The sequence below is a fragment of the Saccharothrix sp. NPDC042600 genome (assembly GCF_040647305.1).
In the GTDB taxonomy this organism is placed as follows: Bacteria; Actinomycetota; Actinomycetes; order Mycobacteriales; family Pseudonocardiaceae; genus Actinosynnema; species Actinosynnema mutabilis.
In genome coordinates this window covers 1-22,647 of sequence record NZ_JBEZBW010000010.1, presented here as the reverse complement: position 1 = coordinate 22,647, position 22,647 = coordinate 1, and the positions used below count along the sequence as shown (strand labels likewise).

17 protein-coding genes are annotated in these 22,647 nt (G+C 73.3%); 13 read left to right on the top strand and 4 right to left on the bottom strand.

The window, feature by feature from the left end:
- Nucleotides 1-115 precede the first annotated feature (115 nt).
- Nucleotides 116-1,465, top strand: a complete 1,350-nt coding sequence (locus AB0A74_RS09880; protein WP_358248446.1) for a cation:proton antiporter — start codon at nt 116-118, stop codon at nt 1,463-1,465.
- A 45-nt stretch (nt 1,466-1,510) separates the two neighbouring features.
- Here the strand turns inward: AB0A74_RS09880 and AB0A74_RS09875 are convergent, their stop codons facing one another.
- Nucleotides 1,511-2,365, bottom strand: coding sequence for an alpha/beta hydrolase (locus AB0A74_RS09875; RefSeq protein WP_358248445.1), 855 nt, complete (start codon nt 2,363-2,365; stop codon nt 1,511-1,513).
- 192 nt (nt 2,366-2,557) lie between these two features.
- Between AB0A74_RS09875 and AB0A74_RS09870 the strand changes: the two genes are divergently transcribed.
- From AB0A74_RS09870 to AB0A74_RS09845, 6 genes are all read left to right on the top strand, one after another.
- Nucleotides 2,558-3,361: a hypothetical protein gene (locus AB0A74_RS09870; protein ID WP_358248444.1), complete on the top strand. Its 804-nt coding sequence runs from the start codon at nt 2,558-2,560 to the stop codon at nt 3,359-3,361.
- 412 nt (nt 3,362-3,773) lie between these two features.
- Entirely contained in the window at nt 3,774-4,103 is a 330-nt protein-coding gene (locus tag AB0A74_RS09865; protein WP_358248443.1) for a YciI family protein, read from the top strand.
- Nucleotides 4,100-5,341 carry a DUF6596 domain-containing protein gene (locus AB0A74_RS09860; protein ID WP_358248442.1) on the top strand — a complete coding sequence of 414 codons (1,242 nt, stop codon included), beginning with the start codon at nt 4,100-4,102 and terminating at the stop codon, nt 5,339-5,341. Before AB0A74_RS09865 ends, AB0A74_RS09860 begins: the two co-directional genes overlap by 4 nt.
- 229 nt (nt 5,342-5,570) lie before the next feature.
- Nucleotides 5,571-6,995 carry an MFS transporter gene (locus tag AB0A74_RS09855; protein WP_358248441.1) on the top strand — a complete coding sequence of 475 codons (1,425 nt, stop codon included), beginning with the start codon at nt 5,571-5,573 and terminating at the stop codon, nt 6,993-6,995.
- Between the two features lie 159 nt (nt 6,996-7,154).
- Nucleotides 7,155-7,811, top strand: coding sequence for a DUF899 family protein (locus AB0A74_RS09850; RefSeq protein ID WP_358248440.1), 657 nt, complete (start codon nt 7,155-7,157; stop codon nt 7,809-7,811).
- A 236-nt stretch (nt 7,812-8,047) separates the two neighbouring features.
- On the top strand, nt 8,048-9,433 hold the full coding sequence (locus tag AB0A74_RS09845; RefSeq protein WP_358248439.1) for a condensation domain-containing protein: 1,386 nt from the start codon (nt 8,048-8,050) through the stop codon (nt 9,431-9,433).
- Between the two features lie 52 nt (nt 9,434-9,485).
- Here AB0A74_RS09845 and AB0A74_RS09840 read toward each other — a convergent pair whose 3' ends face one another.
- Nucleotides 9,486-10,388 carry a DMT family transporter gene (locus AB0A74_RS09840; RefSeq protein ID WP_358248438.1) on the bottom strand — a complete coding sequence of 301 codons (903 nt, stop codon included), beginning with the start codon at nt 10,386-10,388 and terminating at the stop codon, nt 9,486-9,488.
- 74 nt (nt 10,389-10,462) lie between these two features.
- Between AB0A74_RS09840 and AB0A74_RS09835 the strand changes: the two genes are divergently transcribed.
- The 3 genes from AB0A74_RS09835 (at nt 10,463) to AB0A74_RS09825 (ending at nt 13,934) form a co-directional block, all read left to right on the top strand.
- Nucleotides 10,463-11,374, top strand: a complete 912-nt coding sequence (locus AB0A74_RS09835; RefSeq protein ID WP_358248437.1) for a LysR family transcriptional regulator — start codon at nt 10,463-10,465, stop codon at nt 11,372-11,374.
- A gap of 104 nt (nt 11,375-11,478) precedes the next feature.
- A complete protein-coding gene (locus AB0A74_RS09830) occupies nt 11,479-12,123 on the top strand; it encodes a hypothetical protein (protein ID WP_358248436.1) in 645 nt (214 codons plus the stop codon).
- The gene (locus AB0A74_RS09825; protein WP_358248435.1) at nt 12,120-13,934 is read left to right on the top strand and encodes a trypsin-like peptidase domain-containing protein; all 1,815 of its coding nucleotides are present in this window, start codon (nt 12,120-12,122) and stop codon (nt 13,932-13,934) included. The genes AB0A74_RS09830 and AB0A74_RS09825 overlap by 4 nt, the downstream gene beginning before the upstream one ends.
- A 196-nt stretch (nt 13,935-14,130) precedes the next feature.
- Here AB0A74_RS09825 and AB0A74_RS09820 read toward each other — a convergent pair whose 3' ends face one another.
- Nucleotides 14,131-14,988 carry a hypothetical protein gene (locus AB0A74_RS09820; protein WP_358248434.1) on the bottom strand — a complete coding sequence of 286 codons (858 nt, stop codon included), beginning with the start codon at nt 14,986-14,988 and terminating at the stop codon, nt 14,131-14,133.
- Nucleotides 14,985-19,448: a protein kinase gene (locus AB0A74_RS09815; protein ID WP_358248433.1), complete on the bottom strand. Its 4,464-nt coding sequence runs from the start codon at nt 19,446-19,448 to the stop codon at nt 14,985-14,987. Before AB0A74_RS09815 ends, AB0A74_RS09820 begins: the two co-directional genes overlap by 4 nt.
- A gap of 140 nt (nt 19,449-19,588) precedes the next feature.
- Here AB0A74_RS09815 and AB0A74_RS09810 point away from each other — a divergent pair, with 140 nt between their 5' ends.
- From AB0A74_RS09810 to AB0A74_RS09800, 3 genes are all read left to right on the top strand, one after another.
- Nucleotides 19,589-21,133, top strand: a complete 1,545-nt coding sequence (locus tag AB0A74_RS09810; RefSeq protein WP_358248432.1) for a nucleotidyl transferase AbiEii/AbiGii toxin family protein — start codon at nt 19,589-19,591, stop codon at nt 21,131-21,133.
- Nucleotides 21,134-21,159: 26 nt separating this feature from the next.
- Nucleotides 21,160-21,795, top strand: a complete 636-nt coding sequence (gene lipB, locus AB0A74_RS09805) for a lipoyl(octanoyl) transferase LipB (protein ID WP_358248431.1) — start codon at nt 21,160-21,162, stop codon at nt 21,793-21,795.
- Between the two features lie 165 nt (nt 21,796-21,960).
- Nucleotides 21,961-22,647 (top strand): endo-1,4-beta-xylanase (locus AB0A74_RS09800; RefSeq protein ID WP_358248430.1); only part of this gene is annotated, 687 nt, incomplete at its 3' end.

Sequence of the window (22,647 nt, the reverse complement as noted above, 5' to 3'; positions counted from 1 at the left end):
TGCTCAGATCCGGTCCGCATTCGCCGAGAAGTGGCGCGGGAAGTCCTCATGCGACCGTGGTCCGCGAGGTGCCGAGGCACCCGTCGCTCACGCACGCGCTGACGAGGGAGCTGGGATGATCCTGTCCGCAGAGCCGATCGCCCCGATGGGCGGTCACCAGGTGCTGGTGTTCACGACCCTGCTCGGCCTGATGCTGGGCAGCGCGCTGCTGCTGGGCAGGCTGGCGCGGCGCCTGGGACTGCCGTCGGTCATCGGGGAGCTGTGCGCGGGTGTCCTCATCGGACCGTCGGCGCTCGGCGCGGTGGCGCCGGGCGTGTTCGGGTGGTTGCGGCTGGACCAGGTGGGGCAGCTGCACCTGGTGGACGCGGTGGGGCACATCGGGGTGCTGCTGCTGGTCGGGATCACCGGGATCGGCATCGACCTGAAGTTGATGCACCGCAACGCCCGCACCACCGCGTGGGTCAGCACGACCGCGCTCGTCCTGCCGCTGGTGGCCGGGGTCGCGCTGGGGCTGGTGCTGCCCGCCGACCTGCTGGGGCCGGGCGGTGACCGGGTCCCGTTCGCCGGGTTCGTCGGCGTGGCGCTGTGCGTGAGCGCGGTGCCGGTGCTGGCGAAGACGTTGCTGGACATGCGGTTGCTGCACCGCGACTTCGGTCAGCTCACCATGAACAGCGCCACGGTCATCGACCTGGTCGGCTGGTTGCTGCTGTCCGTGGTGGCGGCGATGGCGACGGTCGGCGTGCGGGCGGCGAACGTGTTGCTGCCGCTGGGGTTCATCGCCCTGGTCGTGGTGGTGTGCCTGACCGTCGCCCGGCCCGTCGTCGGGCAGGCGCTGCGGCTGGCCGGGCGCAGCGACGACCCGGGCGTCCTGACCGCCACCGTCGTGCTGCTGGTGTTCGCGTTCGCGGCGGGAACCCAGGCGCTGCACCTGGAAGCCGTCCTCGGCGCGATGCTCGGCGGCATGGTGATCGGCTCGTCGAAGTGGCTGGACCGCGAGCGGTTGACGCCGCTGCGGACGTTCGTCATGGCGGTCCCCGCGCCGCTGTTCTTCGCCACCGCCGGGCTGCGCATGGACCTGACCGCGTTGGCCCGCCCGGAGGTCCTGGCCGCGACCGGGCTCGTGCTGGTCGTCGCGGTGGTCGCGAAGTTCGCGGGCGCCTACCTCGGCGCGCGGACCGCGCGGCTGGGCCGGTGGGAGGCGCTGGCCCTGGGCGCGGGCCTGAACGCCCGGGGCGCCATCGAGGTGATCATCGCGATGGTCGGCCTGCAACTGGGCATCTTGTCCACGGCCATGTACACGATCATCGTCCTGGTCGCGATCATCACATCGCTGACGGCACCGCCGATGTTGCGCCTGGCGGCCCGCAACATCGAGGAGACCGACGAGGAACGCGCCCGCGACCGCTGGCTCAACGGCCGGTCGGCGGAGAACGACGACGACGGTCGGACGTTGCGCGCCGCGTGAGCGCAGCCGGTGCACCCCGGAGCCCGGGGTGCACCGGCTGCGTCGTCAGAGCGCGAGCATCGCCGTGGCCACCTCGTCGGCGGCCGAGTCGGGGATCGCGGTCGAAGCCTTGTCCAGCACCAGCAGCTTCGCGCCCGGGATCTCCCGCGCCAGCGACTCGCCGCAGCCCAGCGGGAAGAACGGGTCCTGCCGGCCGTGCACGACCAGCGTCGGCAGCGCCAGCTCGGGCAGGCGCTCCCGCCACCGCGGCCCGCAGTCGATCCGGGCGAACACCATGCCCAGGTGGTTGGCCAGCATGTGCGCGGGGTCCTTGTGCGGCGTGCGGTCCCAGATCCGTTCGGCGGTCGCGCGCGCGGCGGTCGGGTCGTTGCCGAAGACCTCCGCGGCGGCGGCGGCCCACTCGCCCACCGAGGCGCGGTCGGTCCAGTCCGGCTTCGGGAGGGCGAAGCGGCGGCCCATCGCGGACTGGTCGTGGTCGGGCAGGTCGTCGTCGACCGGGCCGGGCACGACCGACCGCGTGCCGACGAGGGTGAGCGCGGAGAACGCGTCCGGGTGGTCGAGCGCGGCGACCTGGGCGACCATGCCGCCCACGCCGATGCCCGCCAGGTGCGCCGGCCGGTCGTCCAGGCCGCGGGCCAGCGCGGCGGCGTCGGCGGCGAGGTCGCGCAGCGTGTAGTCCGGCGCCTCGGGGTCGGCGGTGGTCGACGCGCCGGAGTCGCGCAGGTCGTAGCGCACGACGTGGCGTCCGCCGCGGGCGAGGGCCTCGCACAGCGGGTCGGGCCACGAGAGCATCGTCGTACCGCCCACCAGCAGCACGAGGGGCGCCGCCGCATCACCGAAGTGCTCGACCCCGAGCGTGATGCCTTCGGGTAAGCGGAACGAGTCGACCGTCGAGTGCATTCGTCAACCTCCAGGGCAGTCGCTGTGACCGCCGCTACGCTACCGGCGCGACGGCGTGCTGTCCTGGCCGGGTTCGCCGACGGCCGCAACGGGGAAGATGCCGCCGCGCACCGGTGCTCGCGAAGCTTTCCGCAGGGCCGCGCCGCGGCTGCCCCGTCGTTCACGGGAAGTGCCGAGCGGGAGGACACGCCGATGCAGGCCGTCGTGGGCACCCAACCCCTGTGCAGCAGGCTTTCCACCGGTGACGGCGCGGCCGTCCTGGTCGCCGACTTCCAGCCGCTCACCGCGTCGCCCCGGTTGAGCCGGCTGATCAGCGACATCGCCGCCGGCCACCCGGTCTACCAGGTGGACCCGCGCGGCGCGGTGTCCGGCGACCGGCTCTACGCCGCCCTGCCGGAGCTGGCCGAGGAGACCGCCGCGACCTTCCTGGCCACCGAACCCCCCGAGGCCGCCGGCCGGCCGGTGTTCGTGGTGGGCCACTGCAGCGCCGCCGCGCTGTCCCTGCGGATCGCCGACCGGCTGGCCGGCGAGCGCGAGGTCACCGCGGTCCTGGTGCAGCCGTCCTGGCCCGGCGACGACCACGTCACCGAGCGGTTCGCCGAGTTCCAGGGGAAGTTGGGCGTGGGCGGCGAAGCCTGCCCCGACCTGGACGGCGACCCGTGGGCCACCATCACCGGGATGGAGCAGCTCATGACCGACGGGCTGGCGGCGGTGGCGAAGCGGCTGGGCCTGGGCAAACCCCCGCTGGCCTTCGCCGAACTCCAGGTGTCCTACCGGACCTGGCTGGCGTTCCTGCTGGCCTGCCGCAACGACCGGCCGGTGAAGCTGCCCTCGGACGCGGTCGCCATCGAGGTGCTCAGCGACGACCCCGGCTTCGAGCTGCCCGGCGGCGCCGCGAACCGGTGCCGGGTCACGCCACCGCCGCCCGCGGACCGCCCCGACGCCGTGACGCCGGAACTGGCCAAGCACGTGCTCGACCTGGTCGACAGCCGGTGAACCGGCGCACACGACAAGGGAAACGCGAGGAACGCTCGGTCGAACGCCGGCGCGGTGAGCACCCAGCCGCAGGCCGGCGCGCAGGCCGCTCGGCCGCTGGCCGGCGCGGTGACAGCTCGGCCGCGCGCCGGCGCGGTGATCGCTCGGCCGCTGGCCGGCGTGGTGAGCGCTCGGCCGCTGGCCGGCGCTCAGGCCGCTCGGCCGCCTGGCACGGTGGCCCATCCGCGACGTGCCGGCGGGGTGGCCGCTCGGTAACGATCCGGCCGACGGGCTGACCCCGCCCGCCGACTCGGCGATCCTCGGCCAGGCCGTGTGGTTGTTCCCCGGAGGCCGGCCGGTGCCCGCAGTACTACGCTGCACCGAGCACCGGACCGCTTCACCACATGTCCTGACACCAGAGGAGACGTTTCGGATGCAGTACCTGCTTTCCGTGATCCACGACCAGGCCAGCGTCGACGACCCGGACGAACAGGCTGCGATCGACGTGTTCAACGACCGGCTCCGCGCCGGGGGCCACTGGGTCTTCGCCGGTGGGCTGGCCGGGCCGGACAACGCCACCGTGATCGACCACCGGGGCGGCGAAGCGGTGTTCACCGACGGCCCGTTCCTGGAGTCCAAGGAGTACCTGGCCGGGTTCTGGATCATCGAGGCGCCCGACCTCGACGTCGCGCTCAAGCTCGCGACCGACGGGGCCAAGGCCTGCAACCGCAAGATCGAGGTGCGGCCGTTCGTGGCCGTGTGACCGGGTTCGACGTCCGGGACGCGATCACCCGGGCCCACCACGAGGGGTGGGCCCGGGTCGTCGCCGCACTCACCAGGCGCTTCGGCGACCTGGACATCGCCGAGGAGGCCACCGCCGAGGCGTTCGCGACCGCCGTCGAGCGGTGGCCGGTGGACGGCGTGCCGCCCAACACCGCCGCCTGGCTGACCACCACCGCGAGCCGCAAGGCCATCGACCGCATCCGGCGGGAGAACAAGCGCGACGAGAAGCAGAAGGAAGCGCGCTGGGTGCTCGCCGACAGCCCGCCCGAGCCGCCCGGCGCGATCGACGACGACCGGCTGCGGCTGATCTTCACCTGCTGCCACCCGGCGCTGGCCGTGGAGGCCCGGCTGGCGCTGACGTTGCGCATGGTCGGCGGGCTGACCGTGCCCGAGATCGCCCGCGCGTTCCTGGTCGCCGAGAGCGCGATGGGCCAGCGGATCACCCGCGCGAAGGCCAAGATCAAGGCCGCGCGCATCCCCTACCGCGTGCCGGACACCGAGGACCTCCCGGCCCGGGTCACCGGCGTGCTCGCGGTGCTGTTCCTGGTGTTCAACGAGGGTTACCTGGCCACCGGCCCGGACACCGACCCGGTGCGCCACGACCTGACCGCCGAGGCGATCCGGCTGACCCGGCTGATCCGCGGCCTGCTGCCCGACGACGGCGAGGTGGCCGGGCTGCTGGCGCTGATGCTGCTGATCGAGGCGCGCCGCCCGGCCCGCGTGTCGGCCACCGGCGAGCTGGTGCCGCTGGCCGAGCAGGACCGCGGGGCGTGGGACGCGACGCTGATCGAGGAGGGGCACCGGCTGGTGCGCGAGCGCCTGGCCGCCGCCGCGGCCGGGGTCGCCCCGGGCCGCTACCAGATCCTCGCGGCGATCAACGCGGTGCACACCTCCGCCCGCGACATCCGCGACACCGACTGGTCGCAGGTCGTCGCGCTCTACGACCAGCTCGTCCGGGTGGACCCGTCGCCGATGGTCCGGCTCAACCGGGCGATCGCGGTCGCCGAGATCGACGGCCCGGCGGTGGCGCTGGCGGCGGTGGACCGGCTGGGGCAGGCGCTGGCCGGCTACCACGCCTACCACGCCACCCGCGCCGAGCTGCTGCGCCGGTTGGGCCACACCGGGCCGGCGCGCGCGGCCTACGACCGGGCCATCGAACTGGCCGGCAACACCGCCGAGACGGCGTACCTGACCCGCCGCCGCGACGAGCTGCCCTGACCGGGCCCCGCGTCCCACGAACCGGGCGGTGGTTCCCCGGACGGGCGTCGTTCACCACCGCCCCGCAAGGCCCCTCACCAGCACGAACGCGCCCACGGGGCACTCCGCCGCGACCCGGTCGCAAAAAATCTTGAACGCGCTGTCGGATCGGGCGCGGGGCGTTCGTAGTAAGGGGTGAGAGGTCGCCCAAGAGGGGTGCCCCCGACGCGAACCGAGAAGGACGTTCCTCATGACTAGCACGACCGAGCCGGGCGCGGTCACGACCCGCCGGATGTGGTCGATCCTGGGGCTGGTGCTGCTCGCCGACGCCATCGACGTGATCGACGGGACCGTCACCAACATCGCCGCCCCCACCATCGCCCGTGAGCTCAACGGCGGTGAGAGCCTGATCAAGTGGGTGGGACCGGCGTACATGCTCGCCATGGGCGTCCTCCTCCTGATCGGCGGGCGGCTGGGCGACAAGTACGGCCAGCGCAAGCTGTTCCTCATCGGCATGGCCGGGTTCACCCTGGCCTCGGCGGTCATCGGGTTCTCCCCCGACCCGGCGCTGCTCATCGCCGCCCGCGTCGCCCAGGGCGCGTTCGGCGCGCTGCTCATCCCGCAGGGCATGGCGATCATGACCAAGGCGTTCACGCCCGACATGCTGGCCAAGGCGTTCGGTCTGTTCGGCCCGGTGCTCGGCATCTCCGCGGTCGGCGGCCCGGTCCTGGCCGGTTTCATCATCAACGCCGACCTGTTCGGCCTGTCCTGGCGCCCGATCTTCCTCGCCAACATCATCCTGGGCGTCATCGGCATCATCGTGGCCATCCGGATCCTGCCGCGCGACGGTGACGGCGACCGGGACACGGTGGTCGACGGCTGGGGCTCCGGCCTGCTCGCGGTGGCCATGCTCGGCGTGCTGTACGGCCTGATCGAGGGCTCCTCCAACGGCTGGTCGGCCGTCCCGGTGGCCGCGCTCGCCGTCGGCGTGCTGTTCTTCGTCCTGTTCGGCTACCGCCAGCGCACGGCGGCCAACCCGCTGATCGTGCCCTCGCTGCTGAAGAACAAGGGCTTCACCTCCGGCATGATCGTCGGCCTGATCGCCTTCGCCGCCAGCACCGGTCTGTTCTTCGTGCTGTCGCTGTTCCTGCAGGAGGGCCTGGACGCCAACCCGCGCGACGCGTCGCTGGGCCTGGTGCCGCTGACCCTGGGCCTGATCGCCGCGAGCTTCGCCGCCATGGGCGGCCTGGTCACCAAGCTGGGCCGCAAGCTCGTGTTCATCGGCCTGGGCGTCTCGCTGGTCGGCTGCGCCGGCGTCCTGGCGCTGGTCTACGCCTACGGCACGGACGTCAGCATCTGGGCGCTGGTCCCGGCGTTCATCATCGTCGGTATCGGCACCGGTCTGTGCTTCACCACCATCCCCACGGTCGCCCTGGGCGACGCGAAGCCCGAGGAGGCGGGCAGCGCCAGCGGCTCGCTGACCTCGATCCAGCAGCTGTCGTCGGCGATCGGTTCGGCCGCGGTCACGTCGGTCTTCTTCATGGCCGCCGACTCCGGTTTCGCGGAGGCGATGAAGGTGACCCTCATCGTCGTGCTCGCCGCGACCGCCCTGAGCCTGCCGTTCGTCACCCTGATGCCCCGCAAGGCGCCCGCCGAGCAGCCGCCCGGCGAGTGATCGACCAGGACCGGCGACGGCCGGTCGACGGGGTGTCCCCCACCCCGTCGGCCGGCCGTCGTCGCGTCCGGCGGGCAACCACGGAGATGCTCGCCGACCGGCCGCCCGGAAAGGTGGAGGTGAAGCCAAGGACGAGCCCGAAGACCAGGAGTTGTCGCGATGACACTGCCCAAAGTCGTGTCCCGAGAAGAGTGGTGGGCGGCGCGTACTCCCCTCCTCGCCAAGGAGAAGGAGCACAGCAAGGCGCGCGACGCGCTGCACGCCCAGCGCCGCGAACTGCCGATGTTCCCCGTCGAGAACTACGTCTTCGACACGGCCGACGGCAAACGCAGCCTGGTCGAGCTGTTCGAGGGCCGCCGACAGCTCATCGTGTACCACTTCATGAAGCCGTCGGACTCCGGCAACCAGTTCTGCGTGGGCTGCTCGTTCTGGATCGACAACATGCCCTACCACATGGAGCACCTGCACGCCCGGGACACGACGCTGATGGTGGACTGCCCGGTCCCGCTGGCCGACTTCCTCGCGCACCGGGAGCGGATGGGCTGGAAGGTCAAGGCGGTCTCCTCCGCGGGCACCAGCTTCTACGACGACTTCAACTTCGACCTGGTCCCCGGGGCGACCACGATCCCCGGCATCACGGTGTTCATCCGCGACGACGACGACAACGTGTACTGCTCGTACTCGACCGCCTTCCGCGGCACCGACCTGGTCAACAACACCTACAACTACCTCGACCTGACCGCGTTGGGCCGGCAGGAAGAGGGGCTGCCCTTCAAGTGGGCCTGGTTGAAGTACCACGACGAGTACGACAACTGACCCCGGATCCGGGGCGGGTCGTTCGTCCGGCGCGAGACCCCTCGGCGTGGCCGATTGTCCTTCCAGGGCAACGGCCACGCCGTTTCGCGTGTCCGGGGACCGGACGCGGGGAGCACTTCGGGAGATGTGCCCCGCCACGGCGGTGGGGAACGATTCCCCGCAGCGCACACCTCGCCGAGAAAGCGGGTCCCCACCATGACTTCCAGCCTTGTCGCGCCCGGAACGGACGGCCGCCGATGACCATCGAACACCAGCTCCCGAGGACCGGCGACACCGGAGCCACCCGCCCGCTGTCGGCCAACGAGGAATTCCTGTGCGCCTTCGACCGGGGCGACGAACTGGGCGTGTTCGGCCCGCGCGGGATCGTCCTGGCCGGCTGGCGGGTGCGGGGCCGGCTGGACCTGCCGACCGTGCAGCTCGCGCTGGACGACGTCGTCGCGCGGCACGAGGTCCTGCGCACCTCCCTGGTGCGGGACAAGGACGCGCCCTACGCGCGCGTCTTCCCGCCGAGCCCGGTCGACCTCGCGGTGGTGGACCTCCCGCCCGCCGACCCGGCCGACCGCGAGCAGCAGGCGCACGAGTTCCTCAACGACGTCGACCAGGCGGGCCGGCTCGCCGCCAAGGAGATGCCGTTGCTGCAGGCCACCCTCGGGCGGTTCGACGACGAGGACGCCGTGCTCGTGCTGGTCACCAACCACCTGGTCAGCGACGGCTGGTCGATGCACGTGATCATGCGCGACTTCGCCGTCCGCTACGCCAAGCGGCGCGGCGCGCCCGCGCCCGAACTGCCGGAGACGCGCCAGTTCGGCGAGTTCGTCCAGTGGCAGCGGGAGGCGCGCACCAGCGAGTCCGCCGCGATCGCCCGCGAGTACTGGCGGGCCAAGCTGGCCGGCGGGACCATGGTCACCACGCCGACCGACCGGCCCCGGCGGTTCGACGTGCCGCCGGTGTACGCGGTGCACCGGTTCCTGTTCGACCGGGACCTGGTCGGCGCGACCACCGCGCTGGCCGAGTCGCTCAACAGCTCGTCGTTCATGGTCTTCTTCGCGTGCTGGAACCTGTTCCTGCACCGCCGGACCGGCGTCAGCGACATCGCCACGCCGATCATCACCGCCGGCCGCACCGAACCCGCGTTCGAGGACACGGTGGGCCCGCTGTTCAACTTCCTGCCGATCCGGACCGACCTGTCCGGCTGCGCGAGCTTCGCCGACCTGGTGCACCGGACGCGGTCCGTGCTGCTGGAGGCGTACTCGCACTACCTGCCGTTCAACGACATCATCGCCCAGTCCGCGCCGGAGCTGATGCGCAGCACGACCATCAACGTCAACAGCGTGGTCACCGCGTTCCAGATCTCGCAGTTCCCGCCGGACGCGGAGGCCGAGGGCATCGGCGACATCCGCTACACGGCGCTGCGCCGGCGGTTGATCTCGTCGGTGGACACCTCGGAGATCCCGGACGGCAACCTGTGGGACTTCGACCTGGACCCGTCGGGCGACCTGGTGGGCGTGGTGAAGTTCAACAGCCTCGACTTCGACGAGTCCACGATCGTCGAGATGGTCGACGAGTACCGGGAGTTGCTGCGCGCGTCGCTGAAGGCCCCGGACGCGCCGCTGCCGAAGTAGCAGGCGTGGACGAGAACCCCGCCGGCGACCGCGGGGTTCTCGTCCGCCGGCCTCAGCGCCGTGCCGCGCCGACGAACGCGACCGAGCCCAGCACGACCGCGCAGCCCACCAGTTGCAGCCAGCCGGGCCGTTCGGACAGCAGCACGACGCCCAGCAGGACGGCCGCCACCGGCTGGACCAGCATCAGCGTCGCCCCCTTCGAACTGGACATCCGCGGCAGCGCGGTGGAGATCAGCATCCAGCCCACGACCTGGCCGACCACCGCCAGCGCCACCAGCCAGCCCAGCGCGGGCCAGCCCGGGGTCGGGTCCAGGCGGCCGGTCGGCAGGCCCATCACCGCGGCCACCACGCCCGCCGACACCGTGGCCAGCAGCAACGTGTGCTCCCGGGCCCCCGGGCCGGTGCTGTGCCGGATGAGCAGCAGGTAGGCGGCGTAGCCGACGCCGGCGCCCAGGGCCAGCACCGCGCCCAGGACCGGGTCCCGCCCGAACGCCGGGGTGCCGGCCAGGCCGCCCGCCAGCACGATCCCGCCCAGCAGCACCGGCACGGCGACCAGGAACCGGCCCGACGGCCGCTCCCCGTGGACCAGGAACGCCACCGCGGGCACGATCACCACCTGCACCGACAGGATGACCGTCGCCACGCCCGCGCCGACCAGCGCGATCGCGTCGCCCCACAGCACGAAGTCCACGCCGAGCCCGACGCCCGCGAGCAGCGGCAGGACGATCCGCCGCCGGGCCGTGCCACGCCTGCGTTCGAACCACACCAGCACCGCCAGCACCGGCAGGGAGATCAGGCAGCGCCAGAACGCGCTGGTGCTGCCGGTGGTCCCGGACACCTTGATGAACACCGACGACAGGGCGATGCAGACGCTGCCCAGGGCCGCGAGCAGGGCCGGGCTCACCCGCGCCGGCGTGGCGCGCGCGACGGTGGGGCGGGCTTCGGTGGTGGTCACGGCACCCAGCCTCGCCCGCGCGACTGTCAAGGACAAGCGACTGTTCCTGAGCGGAACCCGGTAGCATCGCTACCGTGTTGAGTCTGGAGCGGATGCGTGCGCTGCACGCCGTGGCCACCCACGGCACGGTCGCGGCGGCGGCCGTGGCGCTGCACGTGACGCCGTCCGGGGTGTCGCAGCAACTGGCGAAGCTGGAGCGCGAGGCCGGGCAGCGGCTGCTCGAACCGCACGGCCGCACGGTCCGGCTCACCACCGCCGGGCACGTGCTGGCCAGGCACGCCGAGCGGATCCTGGCCCAGGTCGAGCAGGCGCGCACGGAGCTGGAGCTGCTGCGCGACGACGTCACCGGCACGGTCCGGGTCGGCGCGATCCCCACGACCGTGCACGCCCTCCTGCCGCCCGCGCTGGGGGCGCTGCGCGACCGGCACCCCGGCCTGGAGGTGACGCTGGAGGAGGGCGAGGCCGAGGAGACGCTGCCGCGCGTGGTCGAGGGCGCGTTGGACGTGGCCGTGCTGGAGAGCTGGGAGCACCGGCCGCTGGCGCTGCCCGCGACCACGACGAGCACCACCCTGCTGCACGACGTGGCGGACCTGGTGCTGCCCGCGTCGCACCGGCTGGCGCACCGCAAGAGCGTGGACCTGGCCGAGGTGGACGACATCCCGTGGATCGGCTGGAGCGCCGGGTCGGGCTGCTACGACTGGTTGGCGCACGTGCTGCGCCGGCACGGCGTGACCTCCCGGATCAGCTGCACCATCGGCAACTACCCCACCCAGCTGGCGCTGGTCGCGGGCAACGTGGGCGCGGCCGTCGTGCCGCGGCTGGGCCGGGACTCGGTGCCCGACGGCGTGCGCGTCCTGGCCACCCGCCCGGCGCTCAACCGGACGATCTACGCGGTGACCCGGTCCGAGGACGACGAGCGCGGCGCGATCCGGGCGTGCGTGGACGCGTTGACCGTCGCGTCGGAACGGTTCCAGCACCTGACCTGAGAGACGGAAGTCGTTGCGCCGTACGGGTCAACGGCCGTGCGGCCGGCGGAAACTTCCGGTACGTTCCGCGTCCGGCCCGCCGGTGCGATCAATACGATGAGCGCGTGAGCGACTCCCCCCGGCCGCCGGGAAGACCCGCCGTCGTCGTCCTGTTCGCCGTCGCCGCCGCCGCGCTGCTGGGCGCGTCCGCGTTGACGGCCGTGGCCATCGCCGACGGCGGACCCGCCGGTGGCGACCCGGTCGCGGTGGGCGACCGCCCGTCCCCCACGCCGCGCACGCCGACCTCCCGCGCCGCCGGGCTGCCGATGTGCATCGTCGGCACGTGGCGGACGGTCGAGGACAGCCTGATGCTCAAGTTCTACACCGACGCCGACCGCATCCCGTTCAGCGGAGCGGGCCGCCGCTACGAGTTCCGGCCCGACGGCACCGCGACGGAGTTCCAGGAGAACTGGACCCTGACCGGCAGCTACCAGGGCAACGAGCTGCGGCTGGTCGGCAACGGCAGCACCGAGTTCACCTGGACGGCGACCGATCGGCAGGTCACCTACCTGGCGCGCACCAAGACGTCGGTGGTGTACGAGTCCTACGACCAGCGCGGCCACATCGGGACCACGCCGCAGGAGGTCAAGGCGGACCTGAACGAGGTGGACGAGTACACCTGCCAGGGCAACCAGTTCGTCGAGCAGAACGCGGCCAACGGCTACCGCTCGGTGTGGGTGCGCGTCGAGGGAACGGGGCTGTACGGGTGATCCGCCGAACCGCGACCCTGCTGGCAGTGGGCCTCACCCTCACCGCACCGGCCCTCGCCACCACACCGGCCCTCGCCACCACACCGGCCCTCGCCGCACCCGCCACCACACCCGCCGCCGCCACACCCGCCGCCGCACCCGCCGCCGCCGCCGCGCCCGCTCCCGCCCTTGCCGCGCTTCCCGCCCGTTCGGCGGCTCCCTCCAGTCCGGAGGAGCGGGCGGCGGCGTTGGCCCGGCCCGGCGTCGTGTTCGTCTCCGTCACCTGGCACGGCTGGGTGCGGGACAAGCGCACCGGCGAGGTCTTCGGCGGCACCGAGGGCTTCGAGGTCAAGACCTCCTGCAGCGGCGCGATCGTCACGCCCGACGGGCACGTCGCCACCGCCAGCCACTGCGTCCACACCGGACCGCACGGTGGCGGCGGGGCGCTGTTCGCGGCGGCGGTCGCGGAGTTGGCCAAGGTCGGTCGGGTGCGCGACGAGGCCAAGGCGCGCCGGGACTTCGCCGAGCACGGCCAGGCCGAGGGCGCGGCCCCGGACAGCCCGATCGACCGCTCCATCCAGGTGGAGCGCATGGAGGCCAAGGGGTCCGAGCAGGTCCGCGACATCGCGCCGGCCACCGTCGTGGACCTGGTCGCGCCCGAGGACGGTGACGTCGCCGTGCTCAAGATCCCGCGCGAACACCTGCCCGCCATGGAGGTCCGCGACGAGCAGACCGCCGTCGGCACGCCGATCCTGGCGATCGGCTACCCCGGTTCGGCGAGCGCGGCCGTGGACCCGAGCCTGGAGCCCAGCAGCAAGAACGGCCAGATCTCCGCGCGGCGCACCCAGCAGGGCCGGCCGTTCTACGAGTTCAGCGCCGCCGCCACGCACGGCATGAGCGGCGGGCCGGTGGTGGACATGGACGGCGGGATCGTCGGCCTGGTCAGCCAGGGATCGCCCGGCGAGACGCAGTCGTTCAACTTCGCCGCGTCCTCGCAGACGCTGACGGACGTGTTGAAGGGCAAGGAGATCAAGGCCGCGGTCGGCGACCACGACCGCGACTACCGGACCGGGCTGGACAAGTACTTCGAGGGCGACTACGACGCGGCGGTCGAGTACTTCGACGCCGTGCTCGCCGGGTCGCCGGGGCACCAGCAGGCCGGCGAGTACCGGAAACTGGCGGCGGACAAGGGCGGCAAGCCGGGCGGCGCGCCGACGTTGCTGATCGTGTTCGCGGTCCTGTGCGCGGGCATCGCGATCGCGACGGCGACGGCGGGCACGGCGGTCCTGGTGACCCGCCGCAAGCGCCTCGCGGCGGCCGGTGCGGTGGTCGGCGCGCCGGTCCCGGCGACACCGGGTGCCGGGTTCCCCGCCACCCCGGGCGGCGGCTTCGCGCCCAACCCGCCGACCCCGAGCGGTGGATTCGCCTCCGGACCGGGGCTGTCCGCCCACCCCGGCACCCCCGGCGGTGGTCTGCCGGCTCAGCCCGGCACGCCCGGCGGTGGTCTGCCGGCTCAGCCCGGCACGCCGGGAGGCGGGTTCGCGGCCCAGCCGGTGCCGAGCGGCGTCCCCGCCTCCGAAGCCACCACGGACAAGGTGACCGCCCGCGACCTACCAGTTGTTCTCGGCGGTCAGCCACAGCACCACGGCCAGCCCGATGCCCAGGAAGCTGAACGGCGACACGGCCCCCTCCGCCAGGACCAGCCCGACCAGCAGGCCGATCCCGGCGGCGGCCAGGTACAGCCGGGGACCCCACTTGCGGGTCAGCCAGGCCCCGACCAGGCCCACGACGGCGACCAGGCTCGTCAGCGAGGCGAACACCAGGGCCCGTAACGAGCCGTCGTCCCAGTCCGCGCCGTGGTCGGCCTCGTCCACCCAGCCCACGAGGCCGACCACGAGCACGAACAGGTTCGACAGCGTCAACAGCACCAGCAGCGCCACGGTGGCGCCGGACTTCCGCACCCGCACCGGTTGCGACATGACAGTCCTCCCTCGACAGTGGAACCTCGGTTCCCCTGTCAGAGCGGGACTACCAGCCGGCCGTTCCCGGCGCCGGGGGTGGAAGTTTCCGGTTCCGGGCGGCGCGTTCGACCTCCGCCAGGTCCGCCGCGGTCACCAGGCGGGTCTCCGCCGCGCGCCGCGCCACCGCGAAGCGGATGTTCTGCAACCGGCCCACGTGCGGCGCCAGGTACGGGTCGTCGGCCACCCCGAACGCGACCGCCGAGATGGCCCGGATGGCGTCGTCCACGCGCTGCGGCCGGTGCAGGTTCCACGCGTAGCCGTGCCAGTGCAGGACCCGCTCGTAGATCTCCTTGTTCGACGGCGGGCGCGGGTAGTCGTCCTTGCCCGCGAGCCACGGCTCGCACAGCGCCAGCGCCACGTACCAGTCCCGGCCGCCGCGCGGCAGGCTCGGGCCCTTGCCGGTCGCCTCGCCCTCCGGCGGGTCCACCGGTGGCGCGCCCTCCGACGCCGAGACGTCGATGTTCACCACCAGGTCGGTGAAGCCGAGCGGGCCCTGGCGGCCCAGCAGCAGCACCAGCTGGTTCTCGCCGCGGTCCAGCAGCGCCGACATCGACCGCGCCAGGATCACCCGCCGCGCGCCGCCGGGCGCGTCGAACAGGCTCGACAGCTGGGCCTCGCCCGCGCCGAGCCAGTGCAGCGCCACCGTGTCGGTCCCGACGACCAGCTCGCCGACCAGCCGGGACACGTGCGGCGCGCAGTCGGGCAGGGTCAGCGCGACCCGGCCGGGCACCCGCTCGCCGACGTGCGGCGCGCGGCCGAACACCAGCGACTCGCCGGGCCGCAGCACGACCGCGCCCACGCCGGAGGCGCGCACCACGACGGTCGGCATGGCGACCCCCTCCACCCCCACCGGCACTCCGGTCACTCCGGGCACGTCGGCGCACTCCCCCGGTCCGGGCCGAGCGCGTTCCACTCCTCGGCCAGCGTGTCGCGGTCCAGCACCCCGCACAACACCCGGGTGGCGTGCGCGGGGTCGAGGTGCCACAGCCGCGCCACGCCGTCCGCGCCGACGCTGAGCACGCGTTCCCCCTTGCTGTCGAACTCCAGGTCGTTCAACTGGTCCTCGTGCCGGTCCAGCCGCACCAGGAACCGCCGGTCCTCCACGTTCCACAGCCGCACCACGGTGTCCTGGCTCGCGGTGGCCAGGGCCTTGCCGTCGGGGCTGAACGCGACCCGCCGGATGGTCGAGTCGCTGCCGGTCAGCTCGCCGACGAGCTGCCCGTCGCGCACCCGCCACAGCTTGACGATCCGGTCCGAGCCGCCGGTGGCGAGCAGGGTCCCGTCGGGGCTGAAGTCGGCGTCGATGGCGATGCCGTCGTGGCCGGGCAGGATGGTCAGCTCCGCGCCGGGGTCCACCAGGTTCCACAGGCCGACCTTGCCCGCGGACAGCGGCACGGCGAGCGTCCGGCCGTCCGGGCTGAACGCGATGCCGGTGGGGTGGTTGCCGACCGGGGACTTGGGGTCGTCGTTGCGCGGCTCGCCGCGGGTCGGGCGGCGCAGCGGCGACAGGGACAGGTCGCCCGCGCGCAGCAGGAGGATCTCGTCGCGGTCGACGTCCTGGCCGGTGGCCGTGGCGGGGGCGCGGCCGGCGATGGCGAGCTGCTTGCCGTCGGGGCTGTAGCGCATGCTGGCCATGACGGTGCCGGGCCGGCTGAACCGCCGTCGCTCGGCGACGTCGGACACCCGCCACACGACCACCGCGCCGTCCTCGCCGGAGGTCGCGAGCTCCTCGCCGTCGGGGGCGAAGTCCACGTCGTAGGCCGCGCCCTCGTGCGCCTTGACCCGCTTGACCAGGTCGCCGGTGGTGGTGTCCCACACCTCCAGGAACCCGGCCCCGTCGACGGTGGCCATGAGCTTGTCGTCGGGGTGGAACGCCACGGCGATGGCCGACCCGTGCCGGTCGCCCATGACGGTCTGCCCGAGCTGCCACACGGTGATCTCGCCGGCCGAGTCGCCGCCGATCATGGTGTGCCCGTCGGCGGTCACGGTGATGCCGAACGTGGTCACCGACCGGGTCGCCAGGCGCGCCACCAGCACCAGGCTGGTCGGGTCCCACGAGTACACGCTGGTGCCGTTGCCGCTGGCGACGATCGCGTTGCCCGTCGCGCTGAACCCGACCGAGGTCAGGCTGCCCTCGGGCGACTCCAGGGTGGCGCGGGTGGTCCAGGTGCCGGTGTCCCACAGCCGCACGGTGCCGTCGGTGGACGCGGTGGCCAGGGTGGGGCCGGCCGGGTCGAACGCGATCGACTGGACCGCGGCGGTGTGGCCGACCAGGTTCGCCACCGTCGCGCCGTCGGCGATGCGCCGGACCTGCACGTTGTTGCCGTCGGTGAGGGCCAGGAGGTTCTTGTCCGGGCTCATCGCCATGAAGATCGACGGCGAGGTCACCGGCACCACGGCGCGTTCGGCGAAGGTCTCGGTGTTCCAGACGACCAGGCCGCGTTCGGTGAACGACACGACCTCGGTGCCGTCGCGGGACAGGACGGTGTCGATGCCGGTGCCGGGCAGGTCCCGGATCTTCTCCCGCTTCTCCACGTCCCACAGCGCCACGGTCTTCTTGTCCGGGTTCGCGGTGGCGAGCAGCTTGCCGTCCTGGCTGATGGAGACCGTGCGGTACCAGCCGTCGCCGTCGTCCAGCACGGTGATCAGCTTGCGGGTGGGGACGTCCCACAGCCGCAGGGAGCCGTCGTTTCCGCCGCTGGCGAGCACCTTGCCGTCGCCGGACACGGCGACCGAGGAGATCACGCCGTCGTGGCGGTCGGTCATCCGGCCCCGGTAGCCGTCCACGGCGTTGGCCAGCAGGGCGCTGCGGCTCTCCACGGTCTGGCCCGCCTGCCACGCGCCCAGCGCGTTGAGCACGCTGCGCCGCGGGTCCACGCCGCGCGCGAGGGAGGACTCGGCGGCCAGTTGGCGGGAGAGGTTCAGGAACCCGGAGGCCTCGGCCCGGTCGCGCTGGTTCTTGGCGTCCTGTTGGAGGTTGGTGGCCACGACGATCGCGCCGGCGGCGACCAGCAGCAGCACGCTCAGCGCGGCGACCAGGGTCCGCAGCCGCCGGGTGCGGCGGCGCTGCGCGAGCTGCCCGGCCTGTTCGGCGGCGGTCGAGCGGGCCAGGAACTCCTGCTCGGCCGGTTGCAGCCGGACCCGGTCGCGGGCGGAGTCCAGCCAGGCGGTCAGCGACGCCAGCCGCACGCCCCGGTACAGGTCGTCGGCGTGCTGCCCGGACTCCAGCCACACCCGCACCGCGTCGGTGAACCGGCGGTGCTGGATGAGGCCGGCGCGGTCCTCGTCGATCCAGCCGCGCAGCCGGGGCCACGCGGACAGCAGCGCCTCGTGGCTCAGCCGGGCGCCGGTGCCGTCCACGGTGACCAGGCGGGCGCTGATCAGCTGGTCGAGGATGATCGGGGCGGGCAGTTCGCGCGGGTCCACGCGGCGGCGCACGGCGGTGCCGTCGTCGAACACCGTCACCATCCGCAGCAACGTGGTGCGCAGCAGGTTCCGGCCCAGCGGGTCGAGCCGGTCGTGGATCTCGTCGGCGGTGCGGGCGACCGCGCCGTCGATGCCGCCCGCCCGGCGGTAGGCGGCGAGGGTGAGCATGTTGCCCTCGCGGTGGTTCCACGTCTCGCGCAGGGCGTGCGCGAGCCGGGGCAGCGCGCCGGGGTCGTAGCCGATCTCGCCGCGCACGCCCAGGTCGGCGATGAGCCGTTCGGGCAGGCCGGTCTCCACCTCCAGGCCCGCGTCCCGGGCCGGCACGACGATGGCCTGCCGCAGCTCGGTGGCGTCCATCGGGCCGAGCACGACCGGGGCCTGCAGGGCGGGTCTCAACGGCGCCAACTCGATGCACCGGTCGACCAGGTCGGCCCGGACGGCGAGCACGACGATGGCCGGGCTCGCGGAGGTCAGCGCGGTGGCGTAGGCGATCCGGTCGGCCTCGGGCGCGCCGTAGGTGAACAGCTCCTCGAACTGGTCGACCAGGATCACCGGCCGGGTCGCGGTCTCGCCGACCGACCGGGCGCACGTCTCGCCGAACTTCGCGGGCGTCTGCCGGATGACCCGCGCCCACTCGTCCGCGTCCAGCGCGGAGTGGGCGGCCATCGCGGTGGCCAGGCCGCGGACCGGGTCCGGGCCGGGGGTGAGCACGATCTGCGGCCAGTCCGCGAGGTCGGGCCCGTCGCCGCCGGCCAGCGCGGGCAGCAGGCCCGCGCGCAGCACCGACGACTTGCCCGAGCCGGACGCGCCGACCACCACCACGGGCTCGCCGCCGTCGAGCTGCTCGGCCAGGCGCACCAACAGGTCGGTGACGACGTGGTCGCGCCCGTGGAACAGCGCCGCGTCCGAGCGGTCGAACCCGGACAGGCCGGGGTAGGGGCAGACGGGCTTGCTGCTGTAGGGCATCCGGCGGGTGCCGGGCTTGCGCTCCTGGGCGCGCATGATCGCCCGGACCAGGCGGCCCTGGTCGCGTTCCTTGGACGGCCCGGGCAGGGTCGGCTGGGCCGAGCGGACGGTGCCGCCGGAGTAGGAGGCCGCCTCGGCGGCGGTGATCAGGGCGGTGGCCGACTCGAACCGCCGGGCGGGGTCCTTGGCGAGGCCGCGCAGGACGACCCGGTCCAGCGCGGGGGTGATGGTCGGGATGAACACCGACGGCGCGGGCGGCGGCTGGAGCAGGTGGCCCGCGACCTTGGCGGCCATGTCGGCGGCCGGGTAGGGCAGGCGGCCGGTCAGGCACTCGAACAGCACGCAGGCCAGGGAGTACTGGTCGGAGCGGCCGTCGACGTCGCTGCGGGAGAGCCGTTCCGGGGCCATGTAGTCCCACGAGCCGATCAGGTCGCCGGACTGGGTCAGCACGGTGGCGTCCGGCGAGGTCTCGCGGGCGATGCCGAAGTCGGCGAGGTAGGCGCGGCCGGCCCCGTCGACCAGGATGTTGGAGGGCTTGACGTCCCGGTGCACCAGGCCGGCCTCGTGGGCGGCGTCCAGCGCGCGGGCGACCTGGCGCAGCACGGCCAGCGCCCGGTCCTGGTCCACCTGGCCCTGCCCCATCATGCGCCGCAGGTCGGTGCCGTCGACCAGTTGCATGTCGAGGAACAGCTGGCCGTCGATCTCGCCGAAGTCGTGCACCGGCACGATGTTCGGGTGGCTCAGCGAGGCCGCCAGCCGCGCCTCGCGCTGGAACCGGGCCCGGAACTCGGGGTCGGCCACCGAGGTGGGCAGCTTCTTCAGCGCCACGACCCGGTCGTGCGCCGTGTCGTGCGCCCGGTACACCACACCCATACCGCCCTGGCCGAGCATGCCGAGGATCCGGTAGGGCCCGAAATCGGCCTCGTCGGTCACCGCCACTCCCCCATCTCGCGATCGGTCCACCCTACTGAGATCCCCCGACACCCCCGCGGGTTCCCACGCCATCCGGCCGCCGCCACCCGCGCGTCAGGAGCGATCTTCCCCCGCGCGGTCGCCGTGCGAAGATCCGGCCCATGTTCTCCGGCGACTTCGAGGTCCACCTGACCGGTTCCGAGTGGGAGGTGGAGGGGTTGGCGGCGTTCGCCGCCCGGCGTGGCGCGAAGTTCAGCCACATCGAGCTGCACCGGGGCGCGACGCCGTCCCAGCCCATGATCACGTTGACCGGTCGGGGGACGTTGGAGCAGGTGCGCGCGACGGCTTCGCGGTGGCGGGCCGACATCGAGGACGCGGGGCTGCGGGTGCTGCGGGTCAAGGTCGAGGCGGCGCCGTGGAACGAGGGCGTCCCGCGGACCGACGACCAGGCCCGCCCCGACCTGTACTTCGAGCACCACGTCAAGCTGCGGCTGCCGCGCGACGACTGGAAGGCGCTGTCGGCGGTCCTCGACGTGGCGAAGGCGCACAACGCCCACCTGTCGCGCAACGCCCGCAGGCGGACCGAGGGCCGCAAGGAGGAGCGGTTCGTCACGCAGCGCTGCCACGGCGTCGGCCGCGCGACCGCCCGCGCCCGCCTCGACGCGCTGCTGGAAGCGTTGCGGCGCTGGAAGGTGCTGGAGGTCGAGGAGGAGTACGTCGTCCACGACGACGCCCTGGAGGTCGATCGCGGCTGGATCGACGCCGAGGACGACTGGCGGACGTGGGTGGGCCACCGGGACGAGCGCGACCGGTCCGCGCCCGCCGGCCTCGACGGCTACCCCGCCACCTACCGGCCGCTGGTGGTCGGGCCGCGTCGGGACGTCCGGCAGCGGGCCGCGTTCGACCCGGCGCTCAAGCAGTTCGTCCACGCCTTCCGGGCGGGCGAGCCGGTGTTCGGCGACCCGGCCGAGGGCGAGCGGTGGACCGCGGCGCGCCGGGCGGCGATGGCGCACGTGCTCGCCGTGGTGGCCGGGTCGCGGTGGGCGGGGAACCTGGTGCTGCGCGGCAGCGTCGTGCTGCGGGCGTGGTTCGGGGAGGCCGCGCGCGAGCCGGGCGACCTGGACTTCGTCGTGGTGCCCCGGGAGTTCGCCGCCGACGGCGCGGAGGCGTCGGCCATGCCGGCCGACCTGGTGGCGGCGCTGGCCGCGGACCCCGGCCCCGGGCTGCGCGCGGAGGGCGTGACCTCGGACTGGATCTGGACCTACGAGCGGGTGCCGGGCCGGCGGCTCGTGGTGCCCTTCGACGTGCCGGGCCTGCCCGGCGGGTCGGTGCAGCTGGACTTCGTGTTCAACGAGCACCTGCCCGAGCCGCCGGTCACCGTCACGGTGGGCGTCCCGGTGCTCGCGGCGAGCCCGGGGCTGTCGCTGGCGTGGAAGCTGCAGTGGCTGATGACCGACTCCTACCCGCAGGGCAAGGACCTCTACGACGCGGTGCTGCTGGCCGAGCACACCACCACGTCGCTCGCGCTGGTGCGGGAGCTGATCCGGCCCGAGCTGGGCGCGCTCGCCGACGGGTTCACCCCGGAGTCCGTGCTGTCGCTGGAGGTCGACTGGGACAACTTCCGCAGCGACCGCCCCGACCTGACCGGTGACGCGCGGGACTGGCTGCACCGGCTCGCCACCGCCCTTCAGTCCTCTGTGGACTGACCTCGGCGCGGCGTAGCATCGGTGCCATGAGGGGATTTCCGGCTCTGCGGCGGGTCGATCTCGGCGAGGTGCCCTACGCGGACGCGGCGGTGGCGATGGAGCGGTGGGCGCAGGAGTGCCGCGAGGGGCGCGCGGGCGACCGGTTGTTCCTGCTCTCCCACCCGCCCGTCGTCACCCACGGTCCCCGCACGCCCGCCGAGCACCTGCCCACCGTCACCGCCGGGCTGCCGACCGTCCTGGTGGACCGGGGCGGGCAGGCGACCTACCACGGGCCGGGGCAGTTGGTCGGCTACCTGGTGGCGCACGTCCGGGAGCGCGGGCCGGCGGACGTGGTGCGGTGGATGGAGAACGGGCTCGTCGCCGCGTTGCGCGCGCTCGGCTTCCCGGCCGTCCGCCGCGACACCCCGCCCGGCGGGGCGAGCCTGGTCGGCGTGTGGACGCCGGAGCACCGCAAGGTCGCCTCGATCGGCATGCGCATCCGCGGCGGCGTGAGCACGCACGGGTTCTCGCTCAACATCGACCCGGATCTCACCGTCTACGACCGGTTCCCGGCCTGCGGCCTGGACGACCCCACCACCTCGCTGCGCGAGTGGGGCGGCACCGCGCCGGACGAGCGCGCGGTGCGGGACGCCGTCGCCGAGGCGCTCGACGCTGCCGCATAGTTTCGAAACGTTTCGAATGCGCTGACCTCCCTACACCTCAGGTCAGCAGTCCGAAGCGCGTCTCAGTACGGCCTTGCCGGCACTATCTGTTTCGGTCAATACTGCTAAAAGTTTCAGGCCTGGAACACGACGACGTCCCCAGTGCTCCCCAGAAGGTGCCAAAACATGAAGCTGACATCGAGGTCAGTGTCGCGCGCCGCGCTCGTGTCATCGGTGCTCGCCACCGTGACCCTGAGCGCCGGCCTGCTCGTGGCGACCTCCGCGAACGCCGCGACCACGCTCGGCGCGTCGGCGGCCCAGTCGGGCCGCTACTTCGGCACGGCCGTGGCCGCGAACAAGTTGAGCGACTCGACGTACGTGGGCATCCTCAACCGCGAGTTCGACATGGTCACCGCCGAGAACGAGATGAAGATCGACGCGACCGAGCCGAACCAGAACCAGTTCACCTTCGGCAACGCCGACCGCATCGTCAACCACGCGCGGGCGCAGGGCATGCGCGTGCGCGGCCACACGCTGGCGTGGCACTCCCAGCAGCCGGGCTGGATGCAGAACATGGAGGGCACGGCGCTGCGTTCGGCGATGCTCAACCACGTCACGAAGGTCGCCCAGTACTACGCGGGCAAGATCTACGCCTGGGACGTGGTCAACGAAGCGTTCGAGGACGGCAGCTCCGGCGCGCGGCGCAACTCCAACCTCCAACGCACCGGCAACGACTGGATCGAAGCCGCCTTCCGCGCCGCCCGCGCCGCCGACCCCGCCGCCAAACTCTGCTACAACGACTACAACACCGACGACTGGACCCACGCCAAGACCCAAGCCGTCTACCGCATGGTCCAGGACTTCAAAACCCGC